Origin of the sequence: Sphingomonas sp. MMS12-HWE2-04, assembly GCF_044881185.1 — a bacterium.
Lineage (GTDB): Bacteria > Pseudomonadota > Alphaproteobacteria > Sphingomonadales > Sphingomonadaceae > Sphingomonas.
Genome location: NZ_CP173254.1, coordinates 303,755 through 315,000, shown reverse-complemented (window position 1 = coordinate 315,000; position 11,246 = coordinate 303,755). Strand labels below are relative to the sequence as shown.

Below are 11,246 nucleotides of genomic sequence, written 5' to 3'. Positions count from 1 at the left end.
CAGGTGGAATGCCCAGAACCAAGCCGCTCATCTCAAGGAGCCGCTCTGCACAAAATCAATTACGTATGGAAACGTGAAAGACATGTAAGAGCAGCTTAGCTTTAACCGATACACCAACGCCTTGAAGCCGCTGGTAACCGGGGCCGCCGCCCACATGTCCCTTCATCAAATCACTATGTCAAAGAGCGACAAAAACCGACGCCATTTCCACCCCTACTTTCGTGGGGCGGTCTGGCGCCTGGTTTTTGGTGACCGTCGAAGCGTTCCGGTGAGGAGCACCGCGTCGGTGGAGTGGCTTCTATGCCCGGCTTTTGATTCGGTCAACAGGCTTTTGGAATTTTATGTCGTTTCGATGAAACGTGCCCCGGAAACCCGCAGAAAACCGTCGCTTTCTGCTGTTTGTGAAGGTTTCCGGACCGGCCTTTTCGGGGCGAATCGCTTCCGAATCGCTCCGAATCACGCCGTTTTCGCTCTTATCGGGAGCCGGAAAACAGCAACGCCGCGTTGATCGCGCCCGATCCGATCGGCCTCGGCACCAATCCCTCCCGAACTCCTCGCGTACGCGCGCGTAGGTGCGTGGGTGATGGACTTCGCCACAGGCATCGAGCAGCGCGCCCAGCGTGTGGGGCGGCCCCGCCGCGCTTTCGGTTTCGCGCTCGACCTGCGCCCGGTCGGGCGGTGTGCGTTTGTCAGCCATGGCCTGAGCTTCTCGGTTCCCCGCGGTTCGCAAAGAAAGCCAACGACTCGGCCGCCCATTGGTTCGCTCTTGCCTTGTCTCCGCGCGATTTTTGCTCGGGTGCGGATTTTGCATCTCACGCGCCCCGACCTGCGGGAGCACCGCCCCCTGTGCGCCTGCCGCTACGGCAGGCTGGAAAAGCCCAAGCCATTGGAACTTCGCGGCTTCGTTACGGTTCCAGCACCAACGCGCGGCCTGCCGCATCGCTGGTTGACGCGGCCCCGGCGAGGTGATTGGGGCGGCAAAAGACCATAAGAAGAGAGGATCGCCATGTTAGCCATCATGCTCGGGCTGGCGCTTGCCGTCGCCCCACAGGCCAATGCCAATGATGCCGTCGCCGGCCGCTGGAAGACCGAGACCCGCAACGGCGTGATCGAGATCCAGCGCTGCGGCGCCTCGATCTGCGGCCGCCTGATCACTTCGGACGGATTGCGCACCAATCCCGATACGCGCGACGTCAACAATGCCGATGCCAAGCTGCGCACTCGCCAGCTGCGCGGGCTGCAGATCCTCTATGGCTTCAAGGCCGTGGCAAAGGGCTGGAGCGGCGGCAAGATCTACAATGCCGAGGACGGCAAGACCTATAACGCCGAGATCACCCTCGCCGGCCCCGATCAGCTCAAGCTGAAGGGCTGCGTGTTCTGGCCGCTGTGCAAGACCCAGACCTGGACCCGCATCCGCTGACCCTGTTGTTCGTTGCGTACAAGGATTACCCATATGTTGTATCGTAAAGCTTCGCTTGCCGCCGTTTCCGCGCTGACCAGCGCCTTCGGCTTCGCCGCCACGGCGCACGCCCAGGCATTCTATCTCCAGGAACAGTCCGCCCGTGCTTCGGGCCGCGCCTTTTCGGGCGAAGTCGCCGACACCGGCGCAGCGTCGCTATGGTGGAACCCGGCGTCGATCGCCGGGATGACCGATGCCGAAGTCGTCGCCAGCGCGAGCGTGATCCTGCCGCGCGGCGAAGTCGTCGATACCGGCACGCTGATCCGCCGCCCGGGCGGCACCTTCGCGCCGATCGGCGGCGATTCGGTTTCGCGCAATCCGATCAACAACGGCGTGCTGCCTTCGGGCGCGGTGGCGATCCCGCTCGGCGATCGCGTTGCGGTCGGCCTCGCGGTGACCTCGCCCTACAGCTTCACCACCGACTATTCGGAGACGAGCTGGGCCCGCTATAGCGCCGACAAGACCAAGCTGCGCACCATCGACATCCAGCCCTCGCTCGCCGTCGCGGTGACCGACTGGCTGCGCGTCGGCGCCGCGGCCAATGTCGAATATACCGATGCCAGCCTCAGCAACGCGCTGCCCAACGTCCTCGCCACGCTTCCCGACGGCCGCCAGGAATTGAAGGGCAATGGCTGGGACCTCGGCTGGACCGCCGGTTTCCAGATGCACAACGACTTCGTCACCGTCGGCTTCTCGTACAAGTCGGCGATCAAGCACAATCTCAAGGGCGACCTCACCGTCAGCGGTCTGGTCGGCCCGTTCGCCACGTCGAACATGGCGCTGTCGGACATCGAGGCCAATTTCTACACCCCGGCGCAGCAGATCCTTGGCGCGCGCTTCAACCTGACCGACCGGTTCACGCTCAACACCCAGGTGGTGCACTATAACTGGAGCAAGTTTGACGCGATCCGCCTCGGCGCGCCGGTCAACGCTGCGATCCCCGAAAACTATCGCGACACCTGGAGCATCGCCGGCGGCTTCGACTATGCTGTGTCGCCATCGCTAACGCTGCGCGCCGGCGTCCAGCGCACCCAGACCCCGACCCGCGACGGCGAGCGCGACGCGCGCGTTCCGGATTCGAACCGCTGGAATTTCGGCACCGGCGCTTCCTATCAGGTCACCAAGCATTTCGGGCTCGATCTCGGCGCCAATTATGTCGACTTCACCGATGCCTCGATCGATCGGGTGACCGCAGCCTATCCGGGCACTGCCGCGCAGACGCCGATCCTCACCTCGGGCGAGCTGCGCAACGCAAAGGCGTTCGTGCTGTCGCTGGGCGGGCATTTCGGCTTCTGATCAGGCGGGCGCGCCTCCCTCGCGGAGGCGCGCTCCTTGTCACGGAACGACGAAGCCGCCGCCGCTTCGCAACCTCAAACCGGCGCGCGGACCACCGCGCGAACCCCGGAATGCGCCGAGTCGAAGCTCAGATCGGCCTGCAAGCTCGCCACCATCGAGCGGATCAGCTTGGTGCCCAGGCCCGTCCCGCGGATCGAGCCGTCCTTGGGCATGCCCTCGCCATCGTCCTCGACGCTCAACCGGAAGCGCGCATCGCTCTCCAGCGCAAGCGAAATGCGCACCTCGCCCGATGTGTCGGGCGCATAGGCATATTTGCAGGCATTGCTGACGAGTTCGTTGACGATCACCCCCAGCGATACCGCACGGTCGGTCTTGAGCAGGATCGGCTCGGCGACCAGCCGCAGCCGGCGCGGCGACGAGGGCGTCGACCAGGTCTGCTCGAGCTCCGCGACCAGCGCCTCGAGATAATCGTCCATCGAGACCAGCTCGACATTGTTCGACGAATAGAGCCGGCGATGGACCTGGGCGATCGCCTGAATGCGCTGCTGGGTTTCGGTCAGCGCCGCGCGTGCTGCTCCGTCGCTGAGCACGCCGGCCTGCATATGGACGAAGGCCGAGACCAGCTGAAGGCTGTTGGCGACGCGGTGATTGACTTCCTTGAGCAGCGTCTCGAGCCGGGCGTTGCTTGCGCGCAACTCCTCCTCGACCGCTTCCTTGGCGCTGCGCAGCCGCACCCGTTCCAGCGCCTGGTGGAAGCTGGTGACGAGCAGGTCGAAGAAATCGTCGCCGACCGACTTCACCACATAGTCCGCAGCGCCGGCCTTGAGCGCGGCCACGGCGATGCGACTCTCTTCCGAACCAGTGACATAGACGACCGGCGGGCATTCGGGCACGCCGTGCAGCGCCTGCAGCGTCGCCAGCCCATCTTGGCCCGGCATGTAATGGTCGATCGCCACCAGATCGTATTTTTCCGCCCGCACCATCGCGACGCCCTCGGCACCGCTTTCGGCCAGGCTGACGCGAAAGCCCCGCCGCGTCAGCGCGCGTTCTACCAGCCGCCGGAGACCGGCGTCGTCATCGACATAGAGGATGTGCGGCGAAACGTCGCTCAATCGTCCCCGACCTCCGGGATCTGGATCACCGAGAGGAACAGGCCCAACTGGCGGATCGCGTCGGCGAAATTCTCATAGTTCACCGGCTTGGTGATGTAGACGTTGCAGCCCAGATCGTAGCAGCGCTGGATCTCGACCTTGTCGTCGGTAGTGGTCAGCACCACGACCGGCGTGCGCTTGAGCGGATTACCCTCGGCCTTGATCCGCGCGAGGATATCGGTGCCGCTCATGTCGGGCAGGTTGAGATCGAGCAGGATCAGCGCCGGGCCGTTCTTGGCCGGTCCCTCGGGCGCTTCGTAGAGATAGTTGAGCGCCGACGTGCCATCGAGGAAATGATGGATCTTGTTCGAGATGCCCGCGCGGCGGATATTCTTCTCGATCAGGCGGGCATGGCCCTCGTCATCCTCGATCATGACGATGTTAACTGGTTGATGCTCGGTCATTGTCCGTTCCCGCCCCCGCTAAGATGTATCGGCAGCGAAAGCCTGAAGGTTGAGCCGCGGTCAAGCTCCGATCGCACTTCGATGAGCCCGCCGAGGCGATAGGCAAGCGCGCGGACATGGGCGAGGCCGATCCCCTCGCCCGCCTGGTCCTGCACGCCCGATCGGCGGAACAGGTCGAAAATCCGCTCATGGTCGCGCGGATCGACGCCGCGGCCATTGTCGATCACTTCATAAACGATCCGGTCGCGCTCGCGGCGCCCGCGCACCTTGATGATCCCCGGTCGACCCGGCTGGAGATATTTGACGGCGTTCTCGATCAGGTTCGACAATATCTGTTCGAGTGCCAGCCGATCGGTGACGATCTCGGGCAGCGGGTCGGCGACGATCTCGGCGCCGGCATCGCTGACGCGGTGCTGGATGCTGCCGACGATCGAGGCGATCAGCGCGTCGGCATCGACGCGCTCGGGCGCCAGCGTGCGCCGGCCCTCGCGCGACAGCCGCAGGATCGCGTTGATCAGACGGTCCATCTTCTGCGTCGAGGTGCGGATGAAGCCGATCGCCTCGGGCAGATCCTCGCTCACGGCGAGCCGGATCGGCGCATCGATCAGGTCGGGATGGGTTTCGGCGAGCTTGTCGAGATAGGCTGCCACGGTCTTGCGGGCGGCATCTAGTTCGGCGGTGAACCCCATCACGTTGACCAGCGGCGATCGCAGGTCGTGAGAGACGATATAGGCGAACCGCTGGATCTCGTCATTGGCGCGCTGGAGTTCGGAGGTCCGTTCGCCAACGATCCCCTCCAGGTCTTCGTTAAACCGGCGCAGTTCCTCTCGCGATTGGGCCAGTTCGCGCGTGTAGCGCAGCATGATCGTCACGGTGACTGCGCCGGTCAGCACGAGCAGCACGCCGGTGGCGAGCAGGATGCCGTAAAAGGTGCGCAGCGCGCGAACCTGCTCCTGATCGCGCTGTTCGAGCAGCCCGCGCTCTTCGGCAAGCATCGCCTCGGCCACCCGGCGCGCACGGCGGGTAAGCTGGACGCCGGGATCGGTGGCGAAATCCTGGCCGGCAAAGGCGCGCGATTGCGCCGTGGTCAGCGCACTGGTCCGCGCGCGGATCGCCTGCTGCTCGGTCATGATCTTGCGCAGCGCCGCGATGCGGCTTTGCTGGTGCGGATTGTCGCTGGTGAGCGCGTGAAGCTGGTCGAGCGTCGCCACCGCTACGGTCGCCGATTCTTCCATGCGCGCGCGAAAATCGGGGCCGCCGCCGAGCATGATGCCGCGGCGCGCGGTCTCGACGCGCTCGATCGCGCTGGTGAACTGGCCGAGCCGCGCTTCGACCTGGAGTGTATGCTGGACCAGCGCCGAACTGGCTTCGTTGCGGCTCTGGACCCATGCCGTCGCGACCGCCGCCGCGATCAACGAGAGGAAGCCCAATATGACGAGCCCGACGAGCTTGCGCGCGAAGCTCAGTTGGGACTGCGCTTGTGTCGGTGGGACGGGAGACATGCCGTATCGCTGTAGAGCGCTATGCCATGGGACTTCAATCGAAACCTCGGCGCGCTTGCCGGGCGATGCCCTGCGCGCCTAGGAGGCGCCATGCAATTCGACGATCAGCTCCAGCGCTATTTCGCCACGACCGATCTGGGCACGATTCCCGCTGACGCGCTCACCGCCGGGATCGAGCGGATGCGCGTCGATCTGGGCATGGAGCAGGACCGCAGCCGCCGCTTCGCGCTTTGGTCGCTGCTTTATATGCTCGGCGCGGCGCCCGATCTCGACGTCGCGTTCAAGGACGAAGCCGATCGCGAAGCAGCGCGCAACTTCATGGACCTGGTCGCCGGGAGCGAAGAGGCTTAAGTCGAAGCCCGTTACGACATCCCGAGTTCCTATAGCCGCCGCCTGGATCATGGGGCAGGCGCTATGTTGGTGCGCGCCGCTCCGCCAATCGGGCCGGTCGAATGCGCTTGCTGGAACCATGATCTGCGGTGGTTGGTTCGATGCACAGTAGCCCAGCCGAGAATTTGGGGCTGGCATGGCTCATAAGTCCGGCTGACTATTACTGATATCGGCTCTTCCCCACCTTGGCGTACCCTTCACCACGATGCCGCGTTGAATGATGTCCCACGATCTAGGGAAACGAGGTCTGCGTGCATTCAGTCCTAGTTCTCGATTCGGATTCTGCCGCCAGGGCGCGGATGTGCCGGCAGCTGGCGGCGCGCGGCTTCGCGACGCGGTCCGCAGCCTCGGCGGAGGAGGGACTCTCCCTGATGAAGCGCCACGGGACGCCGTCGATCGGACTGATCACCAATGTCGATCTGCCCGGCGGGATGTCGGGTTGGGATATCGCCCGCGTCGTTCGTGAATATAATCCGCATGCGGCGGTCGGCTATCTGTCGATGTCCGCGCACCGCGACTGGGCCGTGCGCGGCGTGCCGAACAGCATCATCATCAGCGGCACCTCGGGCGATTACGAGATCCCGGAGATATTCTTCGACGCATGTGAAACCGATGCTGCTCGGGACGGCGCGGAAGCCGATCTCGGGCCGGACTGGCAGAGGCTCGACGACATCGTCCGTCGCGAGCGCAGCGGGCTCCACTACCACTTCCAGAACACGCCGAGCCTGATCGCGATGCTGGAAGGGCCGGATCACCGATATACCTTTGCCAACCGTGCCTATCTGCAGCTGGTCGAGCGCGATGTCGTCGGAAAGAGCGTGATCGAGGCGTTTCCCGAAGTCGCCTCGCAAGGTTTTGCCGACATCCTCGATCGGGTGTTCACCACCGGCGAGGCATTCGTCGCGCACGGCATCGAATTCGAGATGCAACGCAGCGATGGCGTGAAGCGCGCGTTGCTCGATTTGATCTACCGGCCGATGCGCGGTGCCGATGGCAACATCACCGCCATCTTCGTCGAAGGGTCCGATCTCACCGCGTCGCACGCCGCGCAGGCCAGAATCGCCGCCCTACAGGAAGAGTTGATCCACGTCGCACGCGTCAATGCGATGGGCCTGCTGGCCTCGACCCTGGCGCATGAGCTCAACCAGCCGCTCACGGCCATCGGCAACTATCTATCCGCGGCGAAGATGGTGTCGCGGGCCCAGCCGGTAGACTCGCGCATCGCTGAGTTCGATCGCGGGCGCCTCGGCCAGCGCGATACGCGCCGGCGTCATCATCCGCAGGCTGCGCGATCTCACGACCAAGGGCCAGACGACGCGCCAGGACATCGCGCTCGAAACGGTCGCCAGAGAAGCGATCGCCATCGCCGCCACCGGGCGCTTCGACGCGGCGATCGATTGCGATTTCCGCGCCCGGCAGCATGTATGCGCCGACCCCATCCAGCTCCAGCAGGTGGTCCTGAATTTTCTCCAGAATGCCCTCGATGCCTCCGCTGGAGGCGAGGCGCAGATCCTCGTGTCGACGGCGGACATCGGGTCGCATGTCGAATGCCGGGTGCGCGACAGCGGCAGCGGGATCCCGCCCGACGTACTGGGCCGGATCTTCGATTCCTTCGTCACCACGAAGGCCGAAGGCATGGGGATCGGGCTTTCGCTGTCCAAGACGATCATCGAGAGCCATGGCGGCACCATCGCGGCGTTCAACAATTCCGAACGCGGCGCCACGCTCAGCTTCTCTCTGCCGAGCGCCGACTGATCCGGCGCCCAGCGAGGAAAGCGGGGGCTGTCCTACAGCACGCCTTTCATGCCAGGGTACACCCCGCTCTTTGAAGTCGTCGGCTGCCATGAATCCGCGAACCAACCAGACGGTTGCTTAGCGCGCGCGTGAATAGGCAGATCGTGTCAACGAGCGACAACTGCCGAACGCCCCGAGAGGATGCCGATACAGCCATATGTCATTGAACAATAAAGACTGTTCCGTCCTCACCGAACCCAACCAAGAGGTTGGCTCGCGCAGCAGCGATCAAGTCAATTTGCGCAACCTGGCCTAGCCCAGCGCTTCGAGCACCTCGCCGACCAGCGCAGGTCGCGCCGCAACCGCGGCCTGTTCCAGGGCGTCCTCCAGCGCGCTCGCCCGTTCGCCGAGCGCCGCTTCCTTGAACAGCCCGGCGGTGCCGGCGAGCTTGTGGAGCGACTGGCACAGCGCCTCGATCTCGGCATCCGAGAAATTCGCCTCGCCGACGATGTCCTCGGCCTGTTCGCGCAGCTCGGCCTTGCGGGCGGCATAGCGCTGGTCAAGCGACGGCCTGGTCGCGAACGCCGGCGCGGCCGGCGCAGGCGCAGCGACGCGCCCGGTCCACTGGCTGATCGCCGCGCCGAGATCGGCAAGCTGCACCGGCTTGGCGACATGCGCCTGCATCCCCGCCTCGCGGCACGCCGCGATATCGTCGGCATAGGCATTGGCGGTCAGCGCCAGGATCGGCAGCATCTCCGGCCCCAGCCCCGCCGCGCGGATCGCCCGCGTCGCGGTCAGGCCGTCCATCACCGGCATCTGCATGTCCATCAGCACGAGATCGAACGGCGTTCCGGCCTTTTGCGCCTCGGTCGCCGCGGCAAGCGCCTTGGCACCGTCCTCTGCGATCGTCACGCCGTGGCCAAGCCGGGCAAGCATCGCCCGCACCAGTTCCTGATTGACGTCGTGATCCTCGGCGAGGAGGATGCGCAGTGTCCGCTGCGGCGCCGCTTCGCCGGCATCCGCCTGGGCCGCCGCCGCGCCGTTCTCCGCTTCGATAAGCGGCAGGCGCAGCGTGAACACGCTCCCCTTCCCCTCGATGCTGGTCAGACGCAGGTCGCCGCCCATCAGCCCGGCGAGATGGTTGCTGATCGCGAGGCCCAGCCCGGTACCGCCATAGCGGCGTGCCGTCGATTGCTCGGCCTGGACGAACTGTTCGAAGATCGCCGACCGGCGCTCCTTGGGGATGCCGATGCCGGTATCGGCGATGGCGATCTCGATCGTCGGGCGGCCGAGATCGTCGGTGCGCCGCGCCGACAGCGTGACGCTGCCCTGTTCGGTGAACTTGACTGCATTGCCGAGCAGGTTGAGCACCACCTGGCGCACGCGCAGCCCGTCGGCCTTGACGAAGGCCGGGATCGCCGGGTCGACATCGGAGACGATCGCCAACCCCTTTTGCGCCGCGGGCGGCTCGATCAGCTTGACGCAGTTGCGCAGCGCGTGGCGCAGGTCGATGCGCTCGGGCGCCACCTGCATCTGGCCGGCTTCGATCTTCGAAAGGTCGAGAATGTCGTTGAGCAGCCGCATCATCGCCCGGCTCGAATCGACGATCAGCTGCGCGTGGCGATGCTGCTCGGTCGGCAGGTCGCTGTTGACCAGCAGATCGGCGAAACCAAGCACGCCGTTCATCGGCGTGCGGATCTCGTGGCTCATATTGGCCAGGAAGCTCGACTTGGCGCGCGCCGCCGCCTCGGCCCGTTCTCGGGCTCCGGCCAGTTCGAGCTCAAGGCGCTTGCGATCGGTGACGTCGCGCAGCGACGCAATGATCTCCCGCGGGGCGCCGGTGCCGGCGTCGCGGACCAGCCCGGCATGTGCCTCGACCCACATTTCGTGGTTGCGATCGTCGAAGCGGTGGGTGCGATAGGTGATCACCCCACGCTCGATCTCGCCGATCGCCAGCAGATGGTGGAATTCGAACATCTCCTCGCGATGCTGGGCATCGACAGCGATGCCGATCGGCTTGCCCACCACCCCCTCCGGCGGGATGCCCATAAGATGCTCTACCGAGGGCGAGGCATAGGTCACGCCGCCCTTGAGGTCGATGCGCAGCACCGCGTCGGTCGCATTGGTGGCGAGCAACGACAGCTCGGCCTCGGCGATTTCGCGGCGCGCGATATCCTGTTCGAGCGTCGCATTGGCGTCACGCAGCGCGATCATCCGCGCACGGCGCTCGCGCGCGACGAGGAGTCCGAGCAGCAATACGACCAGTCCGCTGCCGATAAGGATCACCTGGATCGGCGCCTCGAGATCCTGCGAGCGCTGGAGGCGGGTTTGCAGCAACCGCTCTTCCTCGGCCCGGATCTGGCGGGTCAGCCCGACGAGCTGCGCAGTGGCACGGCGATTGGCCTCGCTGCCGATCAGCGCGGCGCCTTCGCTGTACCGGCCGGTGCGGCGCAGTTCGAGCGTCTCCTCGGTCTCGATCAGGCGCTGGCGCACCAGCCGCTCGAGCGCCAGCACGCGAGCACGCTGCGGTGGATTGTCCGCGGTCATCTGCGCGAGCGCCTGGATTTCGCCGGGCAGTTCGCCTTCGACCTGCTGGACCGACGCACTCGCCTCGTCGTCCCCGGTGAGCAGATAGCCGCGACGGAAGACCTCGGCGCGCAAGGTCAGGATTCGAACCTTGGAGAGCCGATCGCTCACCTGAAACGTGTGCCGCACCCACTGGTCGGCGCTCTGCTTCTTGGTCACCAGCCACAGCCCTGAAGCAGCGCAGCAGACGAGCAGAGCAAGCGTAAAGCCCAGCAACAGCTGCGACCTGCGGGTGATTTGATTGGCCATTTTGGCTCCCTGGACGGCCTTTCATGCTAATATAGAAGGAAATAACGCTTCGTTAGCCGTGTTTCGATCAAGGTAGCGTTGCAGAGAGTGCCGAGTGAGGGCGAATATGGCGCGTATCATCATTGCGGACGACGACGAGATCGTCGGAGAAATCGCGAGGGACGCGCTGATCGCGGCGGGGCACGGTGCGGGACTGGTTACCGATGGCGCCGCCGCGCTCGCCGTCATTAAGGCGCGCCGCCCCGATCTGGTGATCCTCGACTGCAACATGCCCGAGCTTTCGGGAGTGCTGCTCGTCCAGGAGCTGCGCAAGAACCCCGCCTTCGCGCAACTGCCAGTAATGATGCTCACCGGCCGGCGCGGCGAGCGCGACGAAGAACTGGCCCGCTTCGCGGGCGCCAACGATTATATGAAAAAGCCTTTCGACCCGGACGAGCTGGTCTTCCGCGTCGAGGAATTGCTTGCAAAGGCCTGA

At 65.1% G+C, this 11,246-nt stretch carries 10 protein-coding genes and 1 pseudogene; 6 read left to right on the top strand and 5 right to left on the bottom strand.

All coding sequences use genetic code 11. The annotated features are described in order from the left end of the window. Positions 1-298: 298 nt before the first annotated feature. Positions 299-697 carry a hypothetical protein gene (locus AB2M62_RS01490; RefSeq protein ID WP_404337194.1) on the bottom strand — a complete coding sequence of 133 codons (399 nt, stop codon included), beginning with the start codon at positions 695-697 and terminating at the stop codon, positions 299-301. 309 nt (positions 698-1,006) lie between these two features. Here AB2M62_RS01490 and AB2M62_RS01485 point away from each other — a divergent pair, with 309 nt between their 5' ends. Next, complete coding sequence (locus AB2M62_RS01485; protein ID WP_404337192.1) at positions 1,007-1,420, top strand: DUF2147 domain-containing protein; 414 nt, start codon at positions 1,007-1,009, stop codon at positions 1,418-1,420. A 33-nt stretch (positions 1,421-1,453) separates the two neighbouring features. Then, positions 1,454-2,755 carry an OmpP1/FadL family transporter gene (locus AB2M62_RS01480; RefSeq protein WP_404337190.1) on the top strand — a complete coding sequence of 434 codons (1,302 nt, stop codon included), beginning with the start codon at positions 1,454-1,456 and terminating at the stop codon, positions 2,753-2,755. A gap of 74 nt (positions 2,756-2,829) precedes the next feature. Here AB2M62_RS01480 and AB2M62_RS01475 read toward each other — a convergent pair whose 3' ends face one another. From AB2M62_RS01475 to AB2M62_RS01465, 3 genes are read right to left on the bottom strand one after another with little or no spacing between them, the layout of a single operon-like run. Beyond that, positions 2,830-3,867 carry a sensor histidine kinase gene (locus AB2M62_RS01475; RefSeq protein WP_404337188.1) on the bottom strand — a complete coding sequence of 346 codons (1,038 nt, stop codon included), beginning with the start codon at positions 3,865-3,867 and terminating at the stop codon, positions 2,830-2,832. Next, a complete protein-coding gene (locus tag AB2M62_RS01470; protein ID WP_404337187.1) occupies positions 3,864-4,310 on the bottom strand; it encodes a response regulator in 447 nt (148 codons plus the stop codon). The genes AB2M62_RS01475 and AB2M62_RS01470 overlap by 4 nt, the downstream gene beginning before the upstream one ends. After that, positions 4,307-5,812: an ATP-binding protein gene (locus AB2M62_RS01465; protein ID WP_404337186.1), complete on the bottom strand. Its 1,506-nt coding sequence runs from the start codon at positions 5,810-5,812 to the stop codon at positions 4,307-4,309. Before AB2M62_RS01465 ends, AB2M62_RS01470 begins: the two co-directional genes overlap by 4 nt. A gap of 90 nt (positions 5,813-5,902) precedes the next feature. Here AB2M62_RS01465 and AB2M62_RS01460 point away from each other — a divergent pair, with 90 nt between their 5' ends. From AB2M62_RS01460 to AB2M62_RS01450, 3 genes and pseudogenes are all read left to right on the top strand, one after another. Next, the gene (locus tag AB2M62_RS01460) at positions 5,903-6,163 is read left to right on the top strand and encodes a hypothetical protein (RefSeq protein ID WP_404337184.1); all 261 of its coding nucleotides are present in this window, start codon (positions 5,903-5,905) and stop codon (positions 6,161-6,163) included. Positions 6,164-6,501: 338 nt separating this feature from the next. Next, positions 6,502-7,233 (top strand): annotated as a pseudogene (locus AB2M62_RS01455) (PAS domain-containing protein); the annotation flags it as partial. Positions 7,234-7,654: 421 nt separating this feature from the next. Continuing rightward, positions 7,655-7,957 carry a sensor histidine kinase gene (locus tag AB2M62_RS01450; protein WP_404339749.1) on the top strand — a complete coding sequence of 101 codons (303 nt, stop codon included), beginning with the start codon at positions 7,655-7,657 and terminating at the stop codon, positions 7,955-7,957. A gap of 291 nt (positions 7,958-8,248) precedes the next feature. On the opposite strand, the gene AB2M62_RS01445 is transcribed toward AB2M62_RS01450, so the two are convergent. After that, on the bottom strand, positions 8,249-10,771 hold the full coding sequence (locus AB2M62_RS01445; RefSeq protein ID WP_404337182.1) for an ATP-binding protein: 2,523 nt from the start codon (positions 10,769-10,771) through the stop codon (positions 8,249-8,251). Between the two features lie 106 nt (positions 10,772-10,877). Here AB2M62_RS01445 and AB2M62_RS01440 point away from each other — a divergent pair, with 106 nt between their 5' ends. After that, entirely contained in the window at positions 10,878-11,246 is a 369-nt protein-coding gene (locus tag AB2M62_RS01440; RefSeq protein WP_404337180.1) for a response regulator, read from the top strand.